The organism is Rhodanobacter hydrolyticus (assembly GCF_044904645.1).
In genome coordinates this window covers 2,879,934-2,898,552 of sequence record NZ_JADIKK010000008.1, presented here as the reverse complement: position 1 = coordinate 2,898,552, position 18,619 = coordinate 2,879,934, and the positions used below count along the sequence as shown (strand labels likewise).

14 protein-coding genes are annotated in these 18,619 nt (G+C 66.2%); 9 read left to right on the top strand and 5 right to left on the bottom strand.

What is annotated here, in order from left to right:
* The first annotated feature begins 126 nt into the window (after positions 1–126).
* Together ISP25_RS15600 and purH are read left to right on the top strand one after the other, a co-directional pair.
* Positions 127–414 carry a helix-turn-helix domain-containing protein gene (locus ISP25_RS15600; RefSeq protein WP_192158076.1) on the top strand — a complete coding sequence of 96 codons (288 nt, stop codon included), beginning with the start codon at positions 127–129 and terminating at the stop codon, positions 412–414.
* An 81-nt stretch (positions 415–495) separates the two neighbouring features.
* Entirely contained in the window at positions 496–2,106 is a 1,611-nt protein-coding gene (gene purH / locus ISP25_RS15595; protein ID WP_404615174.1) for a bifunctional phosphoribosylaminoimidazolecarboxamide formyltransferase/IMP cyclohydrolase, read from the top strand.
* A 212-nt stretch (positions 2,107–2,318) separates the two neighbouring features.
* Here the strand turns inward: purH and ISP25_RS15590 are convergent, their stop codons facing one another.
* A complete protein-coding gene (locus tag ISP25_RS15590) occupies positions 2,319–2,864 on the bottom strand; it encodes a DUF2782 domain-containing protein (protein WP_404615172.1) in 546 nt (181 codons plus the stop codon).
* 93 nt (positions 2,865–2,957) lie between these two features.
* Here ISP25_RS15590 and polA point away from each other — a divergent pair, with 93 nt between their 5' ends.
* From polA to ISP25_RS15560, 6 genes are all read left to right on the top strand, one after another.
* Positions 2,958–5,744, top strand: a complete 2,787-nt coding sequence (gene polA / locus ISP25_RS15585) for a DNA polymerase I (RefSeq protein WP_404615170.1) — start codon at positions 2,958–2,960, stop codon at positions 5,742–5,744.
* Between the two features lie 451 nt (positions 5,745–6,195).
* A complete protein-coding gene (locus ISP25_RS15580) occupies positions 6,196–6,414 on the top strand; it encodes a hypothetical protein (RefSeq protein ID WP_192158071.1) in 219 nt (72 codons plus the stop codon).
* Between the two features lie 26 nt (positions 6,415–6,440).
* Positions 6,441–8,735 carry a DNA helicase II gene (locus ISP25_RS15575; RefSeq protein WP_404615168.1) on the top strand — a complete coding sequence of 765 codons (2,295 nt, stop codon included), beginning with the start codon at positions 6,441–6,443 and terminating at the stop codon, positions 8,733–8,735.
* Between the two features lie 72 nt (positions 8,736–8,807).
* Positions 8,808–9,245, top strand: coding sequence for a GNAT family N-acetyltransferase (locus ISP25_RS15570; RefSeq protein WP_404615166.1), 438 nt, complete (start codon positions 8,808–8,810; stop codon positions 9,243–9,245).
* A gap of 345 nt (positions 9,246–9,590) precedes the next feature.
* Positions 9,591–10,649 carry an HD domain-containing phosphohydrolase gene (locus ISP25_RS15565; RefSeq protein WP_404615164.1) on the top strand — a complete coding sequence of 353 codons (1,059 nt, stop codon included), beginning with the start codon at positions 9,591–9,593 and terminating at the stop codon, positions 10,647–10,649.
* Between the two features lie 4 nt (positions 10,650–10,653).
* The gene (locus ISP25_RS15560; protein WP_404616325.1) at positions 10,654–12,837 is read left to right on the top strand and encodes an ATP-binding protein; all 2,184 of its coding nucleotides are present in this window, start codon (positions 10,654–10,656) and stop codon (positions 12,835–12,837) included.
* On the opposite strand, the gene ISP25_RS15555 is transcribed toward ISP25_RS15560, so the two are convergent.
* The 4 genes from ISP25_RS15555 to ISP25_RS15540 all read right to left on the bottom strand — a co-directional run bounded on the left by ISP25_RS15555 (position 12,838) and on the right by ISP25_RS15540 (position 17,140).
* Positions 12,838–13,734, bottom strand: a complete 897-nt coding sequence (locus ISP25_RS15555) for a crotonase/enoyl-CoA hydratase family protein (protein ID WP_192158062.1) — start codon at positions 13,732–13,734, stop codon at positions 12,838–12,840.
* 234 nt (positions 13,735–13,968) lie between these two features.
* Positions 13,969–15,222, bottom strand: coding sequence for a heme biosynthesis HemY N-terminal domain-containing protein (locus tag ISP25_RS15550; RefSeq protein WP_404615162.1), 1,254 nt, complete (start codon positions 15,220–15,222; stop codon positions 13,969–13,971).
* Positions 15,219–16,331 carry a uroporphyrinogen-III C-methyltransferase gene (locus ISP25_RS15545; RefSeq protein ID WP_404615160.1) on the bottom strand — a complete coding sequence of 371 codons (1,113 nt, stop codon included), beginning with the start codon at positions 16,329–16,331 and terminating at the stop codon, positions 15,219–15,221. Before ISP25_RS15545 ends, ISP25_RS15550 begins: the two co-directional genes overlap by 4 nt.
* A 53-nt stretch (positions 16,332–16,384) precedes the next feature.
* Positions 16,385–17,140 carry a uroporphyrinogen-III synthase gene (locus ISP25_RS15540; RefSeq protein ID WP_404615158.1) on the bottom strand — a complete coding sequence of 252 codons (756 nt, stop codon included), beginning with the start codon at positions 17,138–17,140 and terminating at the stop codon, positions 16,385–16,387.
* 256 nt (positions 17,141–17,396) lie between these two features.
* Between ISP25_RS15540 and ISP25_RS15535 the strand changes: the two genes are divergently transcribed.
* Positions 17,397–18,599, top strand: coding sequence for an alpha-galactosidase (locus tag ISP25_RS15535; RefSeq protein ID WP_404615156.1), 1,203 nt, complete (start codon positions 17,397–17,399; stop codon positions 18,597–18,599).
* Positions 18,600–18,619: the final 20 nt, after the last annotated feature.

The following is an 18,619-nucleotide window of genomic DNA, read 5'->3' as shown; positions in this document are numbered from 1 at the left end:
GTTCCGGACGGGTAGACTTCTCCGCCCCGCGCACTGCCGATGGCATGCACGGGGCGATCGCCCACGCGGTCGTGCAAGGCCATCAGAACAGCGGCCCACGCAGCCGCGCGAGACGTACAGAGGGAAATGTCAGTGAACGCCGTGAGATTGCCAACCGCCGAGGCCACCCGTCCGGTCGCCTCGCAGAGTGCGCTTGGCGAATGCGTCAGCCGCACCGTGCGCCGCTATCTCGCCGACCTCGGCGATGCGGACTGCGGCGAGGGGCTGCACGCACTGGTGATCCACGAGGTGGAAGGCCCGCTGCTGCGCGAAGTCCTGGCGTTCCATGACGGCAACCAGAGCCGCGCCGCCGTGGCGCTGGGCATCAACCGCGCCACGCTGCGCAAGAAACTGGCCGCGCACGGGCTGCTGTAATCAGCGTGCATTTGGCCGTCCAAATCCCGGCCGCCTCCTCGACTGGGCTATAATTCGCGGCTTTCCCGTCTGGAAGCCGCCATGCCTGCCCCCGCTGTCGTCCCCGTCCGCCGCGCCCTGCTCAGCGTTTCCGACAAGACCGGCCTGATCGAGCTGGGGCGCCGCCTCGCCGCGAAGGGCGTGGAGCTGCTCTCCACCGGCGGCAGTGCGAAGGCGCTGCGCGATGCCGGTATTGCGGTGAAGGACGTCAGCGATCTCACCGGCTTCCCGGAGATCATGGACGGCCGCGTAAAGACCCTGCATCCCAAGGTGCACGGCGGCCTGCTCGGCCGCCGCGGCATCGACGACGCGGTCATGGCCGACCTCGGCATCCAGCCCATCGACCTGCTGGTGCTCAACCTCTATCCGTTCGAGGCCACCGTCGCCAAGCCCGGCTGCACGCTGGAGGACGCTATCGAGAACATCGACATCGGCGGCCCGGCGATGCTGCGTTCGGCGGCGAAGAACTGGAACGACGTGGGCGTACTCACCTCGCCCGGCCAGTACGAGACGGCGCTCGCCGAAATCGAACAGCATGGTGGCCTTTCGCGTGCCACGCGCTTCATGCTGTCGGTCGCCGCGTTCAACAACGTGGCCAATTATGACGGTGCGATCAGCGACTACCTCTCCGGCCTCAAGCTCGACGATGCGCACGAAGCGATCGCCGGCCACGAGCCCTTCCCGGCGCAAAGCAACAGCCGCTTCGTCAAGCTGATGGACCTTCGCTATGGCGAGAACCCGCACCAGGACGCCGCGTTCTATCGCGACCTGTATCCCGCGGCGGGCACGCTGGCCACTTTCAGGCAACTGCAGGGCAAGGAGCTCTCGTTCAACAACATCGCCGATGCCGACGCCGCCTGGGAATGCGCGCGCAGCTTCACCAAGCCAGCTTGTGTCATCGTCAAGCACGCCAACCCATGCGGTGTGGCGGTGAGCCTGGACGGCATCGGCAAGGCCTACGACCTCGCCTACCAGACCGATCCCACCTCGGCCTTTGGCGGAATCATCGCGTTCAATCGCGAAGTGGATGGCGCCACCGCGCAGGCCATCGTGTCGCGGCAGTTCGTGGAAGTGGTGCTGGCGCCGGCATATACCGGCGACGCACTCAAGGCATTCGCCAAGAAGGGCAACGTGCGCGTGCTGGAGATCCCGGTGCCGGCCGGTACCGACCTGGTGGCCGCGCATCCCGGCAACAACGTCAAACGGGTGGGTTCGGGCCTGCTGATCCAGACCGCCGACACCGGCATGGTCAAGGCGGAGGGACTGAAAGTCGTGACCAAGGTAGCCCCCACGCCGCAGCAGATCGACGACCTGATCTTCGCCTGGAAGGTGGCGAAGTTCGTGAAGTCCAACGCCATCGTCTATGCCAGGCACCGCCAGACCATCGGCATCGGTGCTGGCCAGATGAGCCGCGTATACAGCGCGAAGATTGCCGGCATCAAGGCCGCCGACGAGAAGCTGGAAGTGCGCGGTTCGGTGATGGCGAGCGACGCCTTCTTCCCGTTCCGGGACGGCATCGACGCGGCGGCCGCGGCCGGCATCAGCGCGGTGATCCAGCCCGGTGGGTCGATGCGCGACGCCGAAGTGATCGCCGCCGCCGACGAACACGGCATGGCAATGGTATTCACCGGGATGAGGCACTTCCGTCACTAAAAGTGACGGAAGTTGAGTCAAGCAACCTCGTCGCTAAAAGTGACGGAAGTCAATCAGGCAATCCCGGCACTGAAAGTGACCGGAGCCAATCCGCCAACCTCGCCACCAAGATGACGCAGGCCACGCCGGCACTCTGGCGTCGCTTTACCCTCTTCCTGCAGGAAGAGGGTCGGGATGCGGAGCCGATTTCGCTCCGCTCCTCGAATGACGCATCAATGTGCGCCGTCTTGCGAACCGCTGTCCTGCGAATCGTCCTCGGACTCGGCTGGCTTGCTCTTGCCCCATTCCAGGATCTTGTACATCACCGGCCTCACCGGCGGCGCGCCGTCGGTGGCGCTCATCGTGCCGTTGTTGTCGACCATGTATGTGTAGGACAAGCCGTTCTTCTGCGTGACCACCACCATATAGACGCGGCCGCCACGACGATACTCCTGATATACCGCATCGCCCTCGGTATGCACGCTGACATCGTCCGCTGGCGCATTACGCTTTACCGTCTTAGGTGCACCGTTGTCGCCCGGCATCACTGGCAGCGGAATCGGCTTGCTGGGCACCTGCGTGGCTGTGACCGTCGCCGGTGTACTGCCGCTGGTGCTGGATGACGCCGGCCGGGCTGGGGCCGCGGCCTGCACGCCCGGATCGTTCATGCCCGGCGGCGGCGGCGGCGGCGCGAACTGCGGCGACTGGCTGCTGGATTGCGCCCAGACCGGCGACGCGGCAAAAGCGGAGATGGCAAGCATGCAGACGACAGTTTTCATGGCGGCGACCTCGAAAGAGGCGCGAAGCATAGCAGCGCGACAGCCACCCTCCCGTGAACCGCACCCGCACGCGTCGCATGCAAGAATGCGCGCATGCCCAAGCTCATCCTGATCGACGGATCCTCCTACCTCTACCGCGCTTTCCACGCGCTGCCGCCGCTGACCAATGCTCAAGGCGAGCCCACCGGGGCATTGTTCGGCGTGGTCAACATGCTGCGCTCCACGCTGAAGGCCAGGCCCGACTACGTCGCCTTCGTCAGCGACGCCTCTGGCCCGACTTTCCGCGACGCGATGTACGAGCACTACAAGGCGAACCGCCCACCGATGCCAGCCGATCTGCGCGCGCAGATCGAACCGATGCTGGCCATCGTGGGTGCGCTGGGTTTCCCGATCCTGCGCGTGCCCGGCGTGGAGGCCGACGACGTGATCGGCACGCTCGCCGTGCAGGCGCAACAGGCCGGTATCGAGGTGGAGATATCCACCGGCGACAAGGACATGGCGCAACTGGTCGGCCCCGGCGTCACCCTGGTCAACACCATGACCAACACCACGATGGATCGCGCCGGCGTCGAGGAAAAATTCGGCGTACCGCCCGAGCGCATCGTCGACTACCTCACCCTGGTCGGCGACAGCGTGGACAACGTGCCTGGCGTGCCCAAATGCGGCCCCAAGACCGCCGCCAAATGGCTGGCCGAATACGGCTCGCTGGATGGCGTGGTCGCGAACGCGGCCAAGGTCGGCGGCAAGATCGGCGAGAGCCTGCGCGAGGCCCTGCCGCAACTGCCGTTGTCGCGTGCGCTGGTGACGATCAAGACCGACGTGGTGCTGGAACAACGCCCCGCGGACCTCGCGATGCGCGATGCCGACACGGACGCGCTGCGCCAGCTGTATACGCGCTACGATTTCAAGGCGGCGCTGAAGGAGCTCGATCTGTCCTCTCTCGCCGGGAAAGGTGCCGGGAGCGCGGGTTCGGCCGGAACGCACGACACTCCCTCCCCGCCACCTCCGCCCGTCTCCCACGGAGAGAGCGGCTCGGTCCCAGGCTCCCATCTTCCGCCCGCGAATCTTGCCGTGGAGGGCGAGTACGAACTCGTCACTACCCAGGCACAACTCGACGTCTGGCTGGACAAGCTGCGTGATGCGCCGCTGATCGCCTTCGATACCGAAACCACGGCGCTTGATCCGATGCTGGCCGATGTCGTGGGCCTGTCGCTGGCGGTGGAGCCGGGCCATGCTTGCTACATTCCACTGGCGCACGACTATCCCGGCGCCCCCGCGCAGTTGCCGCGCGACGCGGTGCTCGCCGCGCTGAAGCCCGTGTTCGAGGATGCGAGCCGGCCCAAACTTGGCCAGCACGCGAAATACGACATCAACATCCTGTCGCACTACGGCATCGTGGTGCAGGGCGTGCGCCACGACACCATGCTGGAGTCCTACGTGTGGAACGCCACAGCCACACGTCACGACATGGATTCGCTGGCGAAGAAGTACCTCGGCTACGACACCGTGAAGTACGAGGAAGTGGCCGGCAAGGGCGCGAAGCAGATTTCGTTCTCGCAGGTGGATCTGGACACCGCCTGTCGCTACGCCGCCGAGGACGCGGACATCACCCTGCGCCTGCACCACGCGCTGTGGCCGCAGCTCGAACGCGTGCCCACTCTGTGCAAGGTGTATGAAGAGATCGAGATACCGCTGGTGCCCGTGCTGGCAGGCATGGAGCAGCGCGGCGTGCTGATCGACGTGGACGAACTGCGTAAGCAGAGCCAGCAGCTCGGCAAACGCATGCACGAGCTGCAGCAGCAGGCCTATGCCGAAGCAGGCCGCGAGTTCAACCTCGACTCGCCCAAGCAGTTGCAGGCGATCTTGTTCGACCAGCTGGGCCTTCCGGCGAAACTCAAGACACCTACCGGCCAGCCTTCGACGAACGAAGAGGCGCTGGAAGCCATCGCCGACGAACACGCGCTGCCGCGCCTGATCCTCGACTACCGCGGCCTGGCCAAGCTGCGCTCCACCTACACCGACAAGCTGGCCGGCACGGTGAACCCGCGCACCGGCCGCGTGCACACCAGCTACCACCAGGGCGCGGTGGCCACCGGTCGCATTTCCTCCACCGATCCGAACCTGCAGAACATTCCGGTACGCACCGAGGAGGGGCGTCGCATCCGCCAGGCCTTCATTGCGCCGCCGGGATGGAAGGTGATGGCGGCGGATTACTCGCAGATCGAGCTGCGCATCATGGCGCACCTCTCCGGCGACGAAGGCCTGCTCAAGGCCTTCCACGAAGGCGGCGACGTGCATCGTGCCACCGCTGCCGAAGTGTTCGGCGTCGCCATGGAGGAAGTGAGCAAGGAACAGCGCCGCGCGGCCAAGGCGATCAACTTCGGCCTGATGTACGGCATGAGCGCGTTCGGCCTCGCCCGCCAGCTCGGCATCGACCGCGGCGAAGCCAACGACTATATGGCGCGCTACTTCGCGCGCTACCCCGGTGTGCACGCCTTCATGGAGGCCACCCGGGCGCAGGCGCACCGCGACGGTTACGTGGAGACGATCTTCGGCCGTCGCCTGTACCTGGAGAACTTGCAGTCACGCAACCAGGCCCACCGCGCCGGTGCCGAGCGCGCCGCGGTGAATGCCCCGATGCAGGGCAGCGCCGCCGACATCATCAAGCGCGCGATGATCGCCGTGGCGGCATGGCTCAACGGTCGCGACGACGCCCACATGCTGATGCAGGTACACGACGAACTGGTGTTCGAAGTGCGCGACGATGCGGTGGACTTGGTGCGCGAAGCGGTGCGCGAGCACATGCAGGGTGCTGCACAACTGGCCGTGCCCTTGCTGGTGGAGGTAGGGGTTGGCGCAAACTGGGACGAGGCGCATTAGACGTCCATTTGTTGCTTTCCCGTGAAATGAACGAAGCCTGACTTTTCTTTGCGCAGGCCGTAGAACTTTTCCGCCGCCGCGCGTTCTTAGTTATCGGGTGTACGCAACGGCACCCACGGCTGGTCACCTCCCTGGACAGCCACCCGGACGCGGAGCCTCTCCCCTGGGCCTCCGCCTCCCCGGCCCCGAAGGTACCCCTGACCTTCGGGGCCATTTTTATGCGCGTTTAGTCGTACGTTCGTCCACGAACGCAAAGATCCAGGAGCGACTCTCCGTGGCCGCACTGCTCACCATTGTGCGTTCGCCCATGATCGCCAAGATCAAACGACGGCCTCCATGGCCGCACTCTCCAAGCAGACCACTCCACCCGCTGCGCCCTGTCCAGCCCTTTCACTTCAACTGCGCGGATCGACCCGGCATACTCAAGACTGTTCCATCGCCGGAAAAAGCCATGCGCTTCGCACTGATCATCATCGGCCTCGCCTTGCTCATTGCTGGCGCGTGGGTGGTATTCGGCCACGGCAGTTACCAGACCACCGACACGCTGTTCCAGCTCGGCTCGGCCAAGCTCACCGCCACGCACGACAAAGCTTTCCCGCAATGGCTGGGCATTGCCGGCATCGTGGTCGGCGCGTTGCTGGTTCTGGGCGGCATTCTCCGCAAGAGCTGACCGCGGCACCCGTTACAATTGGCGCGATGGATGTCTCGCACCTGATCGATTCGCTCAACGACGCGCAGCGCGAAGCCGTCTGCGCACCGCCTGGCCACTACCTCGTACTCGCTGGCGCCGGCTCCGGCAAGACCAGTGTGCTCACACGCCGCATTGGCTGGCTCACCCAGGTGGAGCGCGTGCCGCCGTGGGCGATCCTTGCGGTCACCTTCACCAACAAGGCTGCGGGCGAGATGCGCGCGCGGCTGGAAAGCCTGATCCCCGGCGGTACGCAGGGCCTTACCGTAGGTACCTTTCACGGCATCGCCCATCGCCTGCTGCGACGGCATTGGCGCGAGGCCGGCCTGCCGGAAGGCTTCCAGATCCTTGACGCCGACGACCAGCAGCGGCTGGTGAAGCGCGTGGTGGCCGGCCTGGGACTGGACGAGGCGCGATTCCCGCCGCGGCAGGCCACATGGACGATCAACGGCTGGAAGGACGAGGGCAAGCGCCCCGACGCCATCGAACATCGCGACCATCCCGTCACCGCCACCCTGGTACGCATCTATCAGGCCTACGAAGACGCCTGCCGCCGCGCCGGCCTGGTCGATTTCGCCGAACTGCTGCTGCGTGCGCACGAACTGTGGCTGAAGAACCCCGCCGTACTGGAGCATTACCAGAACCGCTGGCGGCATCTGCTGATCGACGAATTCCAGGACACCAACGCGCTGCAATACGCCTGGATCAGAGTGCTCGCCGGCAACAGCAGCAAGGTGTTCGCCGTGGGCGACGACGACCAGAGCATCTATGGCTGGCGCGGCGCGAAAGTGGAGAACATGCAGCAGTTCCTGCGTGACTTTCCCGGTGCGCGCACGATCAAGCTGGAACAGAACTACCGCTCCACCGCCACTATCCTCAAGGCCGCCAACAGCGTGATCGCGCGCAATGGCGGCCGTCTCGGCAAGGAATTGTGGACGGACGGCGGCGAGGGCGAACGCATCGCGCTTTACGCCGCGTACAACGAGCAGGACGAGGCGCGCTTCGTCATCGAGCGCATCCGCGAATACGTCGCCGAGCACGGCAACGCGCGCGACTGCGCCATCCTCTACCGTTCCAACGCGCAATCGCGGAACTTCGAGGAACAGCTCACCCAGCGCAACATCCCCTACCGCGTCTACGGCGGCCAGCGCTTCTTCGAGCGGGCCGAAATCAAGGACGCATTGGCCTACCTGCGCCTCACCGCCAATCGCCACGACGACGCCTCGTTCGAGCGCGCGGTGAACACGCCCCCGCGCGGCATCGGCGACCGCACGCTGGACGTGCTGCGCCGTCGCGCACGCCACGACACCACGTCGATGTGGGAAGCGGCACTCGCCGAACTCGCTGGCGGCGAACTGGCCGGGCGTGCGAAGAATGCGGTGAAGACTTTCCTTGCGCTGATCGAAGGGATGGCCCGCACGTTTTCGCCCTCTCCCCTGCGGGGCACCGGCTTTGAGGAGCGAGCAGAAGGGCGGGATTCGCCGGAAAGTTCCGCTTCGACCGCCGCCTCGGCCAACCCTCTCTCCGGAGGAGAGAGGGCTTCGACGCTGCCCCTCGCCGAGCAGATCGACCACGTGCTCAGCCATACCGGCCTGCGCGACCACTACGAGAAGGACAGCCGCGGCAACGGCGAGGCGCGCATCGAAAACCTCGACGAACTGGTCAACGTCGCCAGCCGCTTCGAGCGCACGCAGGAAGACATCGACGCCGGCCTCGACGAGCTGTCCGCCTTCCTTTCGCACGCCGCGCTGGAAGCCGGCGAAGGCCAGGGCGAAGCGTGGGACGACTGCGTGCAGCTGATGACCCTGCACTCCGCCAAGGGCCTGGAATTCCCGCTGGTGTTCCTGGTGGGACTGGAAGAAGGCCTGTTCCCCAGCCAGCGCTCCACCGAAGACGAAGGCCGGCTGGAGGAAGAACGCCGCCTTGCCTACGTGGGCATCACCCGCGCCCGCGAACGCCTCGTCGTCAGCTACGCCGAATCGCGCCGCATGCACGGCACCGAAATGCTGGCGCGCCCCTCGCGCTTCCTCGCCGAGATGCCGGCCGAACTGATCGACGAGGTGCGCCCACGCGTGCAGGTGAGCCGGCCGCTGTACGCCGGAGCCAGCCGCCATGTCGATCCTCCTTCCTTGCAGGAAGACCTGCCGGTGAAGCTCGGACAGCGCGTCAACCATCCCAGCTTCGGCGAAGGCGTGGTGGTCAGCGCCGAGGGCAGCGGCGCGCACACGCGGCTGCAGGTGAACTTCGAAGACGCGGGCAGCAAATGGCTGGTGGCGGCCTATGCCAACCTCACGCCCCTGTAGACACGTGCGGCATCGGACAGACCTCTCCTTCCTCGCCAAGCACTTGACCCAGACAGCAGGCCGTCAAACCCCATGAACCCACCCGATATCATCGTCACGGACGCACCCGAAGCCGCGGATCTTGCCGTGGTCTCCGACAGCCTGGACCGGTTCAACATCGATGCCAGCGGCATCGTCGACCGGCGTCCCCTTGCCGTGCTGGCGAGAGATCCCCTGACAGGCAAAACCTTGGGCGGAATCACTGGTCGCACTTCTCTTGGCCTGCTGTTCCTCGACGTGTTCTTTCTGCCGGAAGCCCTGCGCGGATCGGGCATCGGCAGCCGGATGCTGCAGATGGCCGAAGCGGAAGGCGGGCGGCGCGGTTGTCGGGCCGCTGTGCTCTACACGATCAGCTTCCAGGCTCCGGAGTTCTACAAGAAACATGGCTGGCGCGAGTTCGGGACGATCCCCTGCGATCCGCCGGGCACCAGCCGCATCTTTCTCACCAAGGATCTGCAACCGGCAACGTGATTATCGATGCCCAGCGAACCCGACCAGCAACGCGGCGCGCATCGAACGGATGCAATTACCCGGTCAAATCCACGCAGCGTTCGCTTCTTGTCCCTGCAACCTTGGCGCCACTCGCTTGTCGCATTCCCAGGTCGCAACGACGCAGGCGTCGGTCACGCCAGCCTTGACCCGATACGTTGGCTGTATGGGTTCGCCGCGGACATGGGAAAGCGGGCTCCCTTCCCGCCGTCTTCCACCATTTTTTTGGCAGTCCAGACCCCTGGACTGCCCCTTGCCAAGGCGCCGGATTGCGGGGAGGATGCGGACAATCGCGCCTTCATGCGCTCTGGCTGAAAGGGGGACTGCATGGATGTCGTGATCGTCGACGACCAACCTTCGGCACGAACCATGCTACGGCATATCGTGCAGGGCATCGGCCCGCAACTCGTCGTGCATGATTTCGGCGTGCCCCAGGCGGCTTTGGATTGGTGCGAGGGCAACCGGCCCGACCTGCTGCTGCTGGACTACCGCATGCCGGACATGGACGGGCTGGAGTTGGCCATGGCCTTTCGCAAGCCGCTGCGGAATCGGGACGTGCCCATCGTGCTTGTCACGGTGGTGGGCGACGAACCGGTGCGGCAGGCGGCGCTGGACGCCGGCGTGATCGACTTCCTGGTCAAACCGGTCCATCCCCGCGAGCTGCGCGCGCGTTGCCGCAACCTGCTGCAGTTGCGCCAACAGTCGGAGTCGATCAAGCAACGCTCGCTGTCGCTGGAGCAGCGACTCCTGGCCAGCATGCACGAAGTGGAGGAACGCGAGCGCGAAACGCTGTCACGGCTCGCACGGGCCATCGAGCTCCGCGATGCCGGCACCAGCGCCTACCTCGAGCGCATGTCGCATATAGCCGGACTGATTGCGGAAGGCCTGGGGCTTCCGGAGGAGCAGGTACGCACGATCGAGCTGGCTGCGCCATTGCACGACATCGGCAAGATCGCCATTCCCGATGCGATCCTGATGAAGCCCGGCCCGTTGAACGCGGAGGAGCGCCTGCACATGCAACAGCACCCGCGCATCGGCTACCAGCTGCTGCAGGACAGCCAGAACCGCTTCATCCAGGCGGGGGCGCAGATCGCGCTGCGCCACCATGAGCATTGGAACGGAAACGGCTACCCCGACGGGCTCGCTGGCGAGGCGATCCCGATCGAGGCGCGGGTGGCGACCGTAGCCGACGTGCTGGATGCATTGCTGTCGCCGCGCCCCTACAAGGAAGCCTGGGATATCGAGCGAGCGCTCGAATTCATTGGCGCGCAAAGCGGCGCCATGCTGGATCCGGCCTGTGTGCGCTCGCTCATGGACAACCTGCCGCGACTGCGCGGCATTTGCGAACGTTTCTCCCGTGTTCCGCTCAATCGCGACTGGCGTTGACCGCGTGCGCCCGGCACTGGCCTGGGTACGCCGGCGATTGCACGGGCGCGCGGACAGTGAGCATGCGCAAGTATTCGTGCGCATCGCGATCACCATGTTGTTCTCCACCTATCTCGGCTGGAAGGTCGACTGGGGCGACGACAGCCCGGCATTGTTCTCGACCTGGCTGATCCTGCTCGGGGAGTTGGCGCTGTCGATCGGCCTGCTGGCCGCCATTCTCGTTGCTCCGCAACCGTCGTGGGTACGGCGCTGGCTGGGCATGCTGGCCGACTACGCGGCGATTGGCGGGGTCATGCTCCTGCAGGGGGAGTCGGCCTCCCCGCTGTACGCGGCCTACCTGTGGGTTTCGATCGGCAACGGCATGCGCTACGGACCGCGCTACCTGTACGCCTCCACGGCGTTGGCCGCGCTGTCGTTCGCGGCGATGATGACGGTCACTCCCTATTGGCTGCAGAACCGCTACCTGTCCTGGGGATTGCTGCTTGGCCTGATCGCGGTACCGCTGTACTTCGCCTCCCTGCTCAAGGCGCTGACCGCCGCGATCGAAGAAGCCCGCCGCGCCAACCTGGCCAAGAGCCGGTTCCTCGCCAATATGAGCCACGAGTTCCGCACGCCATTGAACGGGCTGTCGGGCATGTCGGAGCTGCTGGCGAGCACCAGGCTGGATACGGAGCAGCGCGGCTATCTTGAAACCATCCAGGCTGCCAGCCGCTCGCTGCTGGCTCTGGTGGAGGATGTGCTGGACATCTCGGCGATCGAGGCCGGCAAGCTGCGGCTGAAGCAGGAAACCTTCAACCTGAATGCCTTGCTGGAGCAGATCAACCTGATGCTGCGCCCCGAGGCCCGCTCGAAACGGCTGGAATACACGGTCACGGTATTGCCGGAGGTGCCGGAGCAACTGCGCGGCGACCCCCATCACCTGCAGCAGGTACTGGTGAACCTGCTGAGCAATGCGATCAAATTCACCGCGTCGGGCGAAGTTCGCATGACGGTGGCGAAATCGGCCTGGGTCGGTACAGAGGTGCGCCTGCGCTTCACGGTTTCGGATACAGGTATCGGCATTCCCGCATCGGCACGCGCAAAACTGTTCGAGGCATTCGAGCAGGTCGACAGCAGCCTTGCGCGAAAGCACCAGGGCACCGGCCTGGGAACCACGATCGCCAAGGGCCTGACCGAAGCCATGGGGGGATCGATCGGGTTCGAAAGCAGCGAAAACGTCGGCAGCCGCTTCTGGGTCGAACTGCCGTTCGGTTCCGCCGTGGAACCCGCGCCCGCATCCGCCGGCGCCAAACCGAAAGCCGCGGACGCGCGCATATCGCCCCCATCATCGACGGCGCACAACATCATTGCGTTTGCCGATCCGTTCTCGCGCCATCGCGCGCGGATCAAGTCGGCACGCGTCCTGGTCGCCGACGACCACGCCGCCAACCGCCTGCTCCTGCAGGGCGTACTGCAGAAGGCCGGGCATCGGGTGATGACAGTGGGGGACGGCGAAGCCGCGTTGGATGCGCTGGCGGGCGGAGGCTTCGACCTGGCGTTGCTGGACCTGCACATGCCGTCACTGAGCGGCATCGACCTATTGCGTCAGCTGCGTGTGATGGAGGCGGGCACGCGTACCCGCACGCCGGTGGTGATCATCAGCGCCGATGCCACTCCCGAGTCTGCGCGGGTGTGCCGCGATGCCGGCGCGCGCGCCTTCATCACCAAACCCTTTGCCGCCGTAAGGCTGCTCGATGCCATCGCGACGATCCTGACCGGTGGAAGCGGCGAGGAGGTGGAAAGCGCCCGCCCGAGCGTACACGCCTCCGCCGAGCAGGTGCTGGACATGTCGGTGCTGGATGAGTTCGCCGCGCTTGGGATGGGAAAGACATTCGAGGCCGACTTCATCAATCAGTGCGTTGTCGACGCACGCCTGGCGCTGGCGAGGATGCGCCAGGCCGGAGCGGAGGGCGACTGGGAGCGGTTCCGCGACCAGGCCCACGCCATAAAGGGAATCTCCGGCAATCTCGGCCTGGTGCAGTGCGCCGGGTTGAGTGGCGGCCTGATGCGCATGACCGCCTTCGAACTGGAGCGCGACTGGCAGCGCCATTGCGAGAGCCTGACGCAGCGCCTGCATGACGGCGAGCAGGCGCTGCAGACGCGCGGGAGCTGGACACCCGCGCGCGAGGACAGCCCGTTGTCGCCATGATCAGGCCTGCACCACGGCCTGTTCGCCGTGCCGGCGGTACTGCGCGCGCACCAGCCTTTCCATGGTTCGCAGCGACTTCTCGCCCAGCTGCAGCGCGGTGTCCACCCAGATCTCTGTGATCGCCATCATCTCCTCCAGCGTCACCGGTTGTGCCAGCGCCCGGACCCGATGCATGGCCATCCGCGCATGCGGGATGCGGCGGTTGCCACGGATGACTTCCTCGACCGCCTGCGCGCCTTGCCCACGGGGAGCCAGCACGTCCACCAGCCCCATCTTGTAGAGCTCTTCGCTGGACAGGATGTCGCCGCCAAGCATCAATCGCTCGGCCTGCTGGGGCGGAATGCGTTTGCACAGGAAGGAGTAGGCCCCCATTCCCGGGAACAGGTCGAACAGCACCTCCGGCAATCCCATGCCCACGCCCTCTTCCGCGACGATGGTGTGGCAGCTCAACGCGGCTTCGAAGCCACCACCCAATGCATCGCCCTGCACCAGCGCGATGCTGTGCACGTCGGCATCCAGCCCGGCATGGAAAGCATGCACGCCACGCACGCATTGCCGGGCGTAAGTCAGCAGCGCAGGACGGTTCTGATGACGGATCGCCTCGCAGAAGTATTCGAGGTCGCCGCCAAGGTTGAACGCATCGCAGTCGGAAGCAAGCACCACGTGCCGCAGTCCTGATTCGCCATACATGCGTTCCCGGCGCAGCCTGTCGCCGAGCACGTTCTGGTATTGAAGGATGTCGGCGACCAGCGCCGGCTTGAAGCAGGCGCGGCCGGGCGAGGCGGCCAGATCGGCGTGCATGTGACACCAGTGCACGGACGCATCTGCACTCTCGGTGGTGCGCAGGGTGGGGTAACGGGGGACAGAAGCAAGCTTCTCGAGAATCGCGGTAGCCATGGTCACTCCAGACGGTTGATGCCAGCCCGGGCCGTGACCGGCGGGGAACGGAAGGTACATCGAGGGAGGCCCGGAGGCCTCTATGCACCTAAACGGTCGGAAGTGCAAGGAAAAGTCCGCCCCCTGGAGCCGCATGCTCCGGACCAGGGGAAAGCTGCAAATCAGGTCACGCAATCACAGTGACGAGCATCCTCCGCCCGGCACGTGCTCCTCGCCGGAAAGGACCCGGAAGGCCTATCGGCGCAACCTCGGCACCCCATGCTCGTCGCGTTCCTCGATCGCGATGGCGCTGGTGTCGATCACGCCGGCCGTGGCGGAATGCGTGACCTGCACCGTTTCGCCACGCGCCATGGCCAGCGCATTGCGGTAACAGCGTTGCGCCTGCGCGGCGTCGCCCTGGCCTGCATGCGTGTCGCCCAGTGCCTCCCATGCGCCGCTGCCCGGCTCCAACGCCAGCGAGCGCTCGAGGTATTGGCGAGCCTTGCCCCAGAGCCCGGAGCGCACGCAGATACGGCCGGCAGCGAGCAGCAGGGTGGCGTCGTTGGGATGGTCCGACAACCAGCTTTCGGCGCGACCGAGGCGCGCAGCCAGGTCGCCGCCGGCGAGCACGCCATAGGCTTCCACGAGTTCCGGCGACCATTCGCGGCGCAGCGCCGATTCAAGTTCGTCCATCGCCGGCAGTACAAGGCCAAAGCCGGCGGCGCGACGTGCGTAGGCATCGACGGCGGCGTTGGCACGGCGCTGGGTCTTGGGCAACTGCGACCATAAGGTGTTGAGAGCGGCGCCATCAGGGGCGGCATTGATGGCGGCGGTCAGTACCCTGGCTTCCAGCGTGGTGTACCCGCGCATGCCCAGCGCACCGCTTTTCTGCAAAGGATCCAATGCAGCCAAGGCACGCCGCGTGTCGCCCACGGCCAGCGCGGAGAGTGCCAGTTCGCGCCAGCCGCCGGGTGGCAATGCGGCCTTGTCGGCATCGGGCGCCAGCAGGGCCACGGCTTCGGCCGCCTTGCCGTCTCGGCGCAGCATGCGTGCGCGCAATATCCGTGCGGCCTGTGGCGCAGCCTGCGAGGCTTCGGCCAGGATTTCCAGCCCGCGGCCATGCTCGCCTCGGCGCGAGGCGGCTTCGGCGGAGGCGAGCAAGGCCACGCCGCGCAACGTGCCCAGCCGCGACGCGCGGTTCAAATCGCGCTCGGCGTCGCCATGACGGCCCTCCATCAGCGCGATCAGGCCCTCGCCCAGACGCTTGCGGCTGAGCCTGCGGTGCCGCCGCGACAACGCGCCGAACGGCCAGCGCAGCAACCGCCATGCCGCAACGAGGGCGGCCCACGCCACGAGCAGGATGACCACGGCGGCGAGCAGCGAGGTCTCCACCCTCCAGCCGCGGATGCGCACCAGCACGTAGCCGGGATCGACTGCCACCCAATGCCAGCCGAACGCGGCCAGCGCCGCGACGATGACCAACAGCAGGATCCAGCGCCACAAGCTCATCGCGCCACCCCTTTGGGTTGCGCAGGTACCGACGCCGCGGGCGCGGGGCTGTTCGACAGCGCGTGCACCGCGCGCAGGTTGCGCAGTTCCGACAAAGCGGCACCAAGCTGCACCGGTGCGTCGTTGGGCACGACCAGGGCCAATTGCTTCAAGCTGGCGCGAGCCTGCTGCACGGCGTCCGCGTTGCCGTCGAACTGGCCAGCGAGGCCGGCGTCGGCGCGCTGCAGTGCACCGACGTAGGCCTTGGGATCATGTGCGAGCAGCGCCGCCTGCGCCTGCGCGAGATCCAACGCCACCAGCTCGCGCGCAAAGCGCGCATCGGCCACCGCCAACGGCGCGCCGTTGTCGCGCTGCACGCTGACCACGCTTGCGAGCGCACGCGTTATGCGCGACCACGCGCCGGACGACGAAGGGCCCGCCGGCGCATCCAGCGGCTTCAGCGGCAACGCAGGTACGGCATCCCGCAAGCTGGTGAGCTTGCCCAGCGCCTCATCCTGGCCAGCCGGCTGGCTGGCGAGCAGGGCGAGGTGTTCGGCCTCGACGTTCTGCCGCAGGTCCGCGAATGCGCCGTCGTTCACCGCGGCCAGCGTTTGCGCGGCCAGTGCATAGGCCGCAGCCGCACCTTGCGCATCATGGAACAGGTCATAGCGCTCCTTGGCCATGCGCAGCAGCGATTCGGTTTCGTCCAGCAAGGCGGTGTCATGTGCGCTGAGCGTGTTCTCGGAAAGCTTGCCCACGGCCTCCTCCAACTGGCGCAGGCGATCGCCTTGCGCCTGCTGCGCGGCTTGCAACCCGCGGTCGAGCTGGTCGGACGCATCCAGTCGCTGGATGAGGCTGGCGCTGCCACCCTTCAGACCATCCAGCCTTTTTTCCAGCGCATCCACCCGGTCGAGCAGGTTCTTCGAATTGGCAACGGTGGCATTGATGCCGACCCGCTGTTGCCACTGGCGCCAGCCCACGTAGCCGACGGCCAGCAGGGCGAGCAACGCCAACAGCAAGGCCAGCGCGATGCTGCCGCCACGCGGCGCAGCGTCGCGTATGGGAAGCGGTCTGTCGGCGCGCGGCGCAGCGACCGGCGATGGAGATGGCTTGGTGTCTTGTTCGTTCATGCCGGCATGCTAACAGGCAGGCCTCAAGCGTTCGTTGCAAGCTCGTGAAGCCGTCAACGCGATGCGGCGGCCTCAAGCAGATCGGCAGCCAGCGCAGACCTGGCCAGCACGATGCGCGTGAAACCCTCGCCCTGCGCCGCTTGTGCCAGGCGCTCGCTGCTGACCACGGCCATGGCCTTCCGCAAGCGCACCATGGCCGACGCGGGCAACCGGCCCATCAGATTGTGCAGCGCCTCGGTGCTGGAGAGCAGCACGCGCGCCGAACGCGGCAACGCCAGCACCGCATCGACATGCCGCCTGTCCAGTCGCGGGGGTACGCGTCGATACACCTGCACTTCGTGGCATTGCGCGCCACGTGCGGCCAGTTGCCCGTGCAACAGGCGGCGACCGCCAGGGGCACCTACCAGGACCACGCGCTTGCCTGACAGGTTTTGCATCACCGGCAAATCGAGCACGCCTTCACTATCTTGCCGTGCAGGCGCCTGCGCCCGCACGCCACGCCTGCGCAACGCCTGCACCGTGCCCTGCCCCACCGCGAGCACCATGGCCTTGCTGCGCAAGGGGAGCAGCGCGGCGGCGAAACGCACTGCCGCCGGACTGGTGAACACCAGCAGCTCGTCCTTCAACGCGGCACGCATGGCTGCGGGCAACCGCGGATCGTCGACAGCACGCAGGGACAGACCAGGCAAAAGCAACGGCACACCGCCGCAGGCGCGCACACGCCGCGCCATCGCGGCAGCGGTGCCGGCCGGACGGGTGATGACCACGATGCGGCCATGCAACGACGGAATGTGCGGATTGCGACCCATGCGGTGCCCGGCGGTCCAGCCCGCATCGCGCGCGGGCAACAGCTCGCGAGTATAGCCAGGGGCTTCGCGTCGCTTGGCAATCCATCTTCCACCAGTGCCGCGGAAGCGGCACCCGTGCTGCATAGCAATGTTGAATGACCGGCCAAATCATCCGACAATTGTTCTATTGTCGGACATTATGCTGTGTGCGACTTCGCGTGACACGAAGTCGGCCGAATGCATTCCATTGCACGTTTCGCACACCGGGGAGAAGTCGATGCGCTGGTTGGTAATGTCGGGTTTCATGCTGCTGTCGTGGTTCGTGTGCGTCGGATCGCCTGCATACGCTGGGGGACAGCCACCCCAACCGCCACGGCAACCGAACGGGCTGGCGCTCACGCCACCGATGGGCTGGAACTCGTGGAACCACTTCGGATGCAACATCGACGAGCGGACCATCCGCGCCGCCGCCGATGCGATGGCAAGTTCGGGCATGAAGGACGCCGGCTACCAGTACGTGGTGATCGACGACTGCTGGCACGGCCCGCGCGACGCCGAAGGCAACATCACCGCCGACGCCGGGCGCTTCCCCTCCGGCATCAAGGCACTGGCCGACTACATACACTCGAAGGGATTGAAGTTCGGCATCTATTCCGACGCGGGGTCGAAAACCTGCGCCGGCCGTCCCGGCAGCCGCGGCCACGAATACCAGGACGCGCGCACCTACGCTTCCTGGGGCGTGGATTACCTCAAGTACGACTGGTGCAACACGGGGACGCAGGACGGCGAGTCCTCCTACACTCTGATGAGCGATGCACTGCGCGCCACCGGCCGCCCCATTGTGTTCAGCCAGTGTGACTGGGGCAGCAACAAGGATTGGTTGTGGGCGCAGAACGTCGGCAACCTCTGGCGCACTACCGGCGATATCTATGACGGTTGGGAAAGCCGTGCAGGCCGCCAGAACGGCATGACCAACATCGTGGACATGCAGGCCGAGCTGGCGCACTACGCGGGTCCAGGCCACTGGAACGATCCCGACATGCTGGAAATCGGCAACGGCGGCATGAGCAACGAGGAATACAAATCGCAGTTCAGCCTGTGGGCAGAGATGGCCGCACCGCTGATGGCCGGCAACGACCTCGCCCACATGAGCGCGGAGACCAAGGTCATCCTCACCAACCGCGAAGTGATTGCAGTGGATCAGGATGCGCTGGGTGTGCAGGGGCAGCGCGTATTCAAGGATGGCGACCGCGAAGTTTGGTCCAAGCCGCTCAAGGGTGGCGGCCGAGCGGTGGTGCTGTTCAACCGTGGCGCGCAGGCGAGCCGTATCGCCGCGGACTGGGGCATGCTCGGCTATCCCAGGGGCGTGGCCATGCGCGTGCGCGACCTGTGGCAACACAAGGACCTGCCGCGCGCAAGCGGCAGCTTCGCCGCCGAGGTTCCCTCGCACGGCGTGGTGATGGTTCGTATCGACAACTGACGCGGGTCGCGCACCGCCGG

Coding starts and splice junctions, on each gene's coding strand:
- ISP25_RS15590 (WP_404615172.1), bottom strand. CDS start 2,864: ATGAAAACTGTCGTCTGCATGCTTGCCATCTCCGCTTTTGCCGCGTCG.
- ISP25_RS15550 (WP_404615162.1), bottom strand. CDS start 15,222: ATGAGCTTGTGGCGCTGGATCCTGCTGTTGGTCATCGTCGCGGCGCTG.
- purH (WP_404615174.1), top strand. CDS start 496: ATGCCTGCCCCCGCTGTCGTCCCCGTCCGCCGCGCCCTGCTCAGCGTT.
- ISP25_RS15600 (WP_192158076.1), top strand. CDS start 127: ATGTCAGTGAACGCCGTGAGATTGCCAACCGCCGAGGCCACCCGTCCG.
- polA (WP_404615170.1), top strand. CDS start 2,958: ATGCCCAAGCTCATCCTGATCGACGGATCCTCCTACCTCTACCGCGCT.
- ISP25_RS15565 (WP_404615164.1), top strand. CDS start 9,591: ATGGATGTCGTGATCGTCGACGACCAACCTTCGGCACGAACCATGCTA.
- ISP25_RS15575 (WP_404615168.1), top strand. CDS start 6,441: ATGGATGTCTCGCACCTGATCGATTCGCTCAACGACGCGCAGCGCGAA.
- ISP25_RS15555 (WP_192158062.1), bottom strand. CDS start 13,734: ATGGCTACCGCGATTCTCGAGAAGCTTGCTTCTGTCCCCCGTTACCCC.
- ISP25_RS15540 (WP_404615158.1), bottom strand. CDS start 17,140: ATGGGTCGCAATCCGCACATTCCGTCGTTGCATGGCCGCATCGTGGTC.
- ISP25_RS15535 (WP_404615156.1), top strand. CDS start 17,397: ATGCGCTGGTTGGTAATGTCGGGTTTCATGCTGCTGTCGTGGTTCGTG.
- ISP25_RS15570 (WP_404615166.1), top strand. CDS start 8,808: ATGAACCCACCCGATATCATCGTCACGGACGCACCCGAAGCCGCGGAT.
- ISP25_RS15545 (WP_404615160.1), bottom strand. CDS start 16,331: ATGAACGAACAAGACACCAAGCCATCTCCATCGCCGGTCGCTGCGCCG.
- ISP25_RS15580 (WP_192158071.1), top strand. CDS start 6,196: ATGCGCTTCGCACTGATCATCATCGGCCTCGCCTTGCTCATTGCTGGC.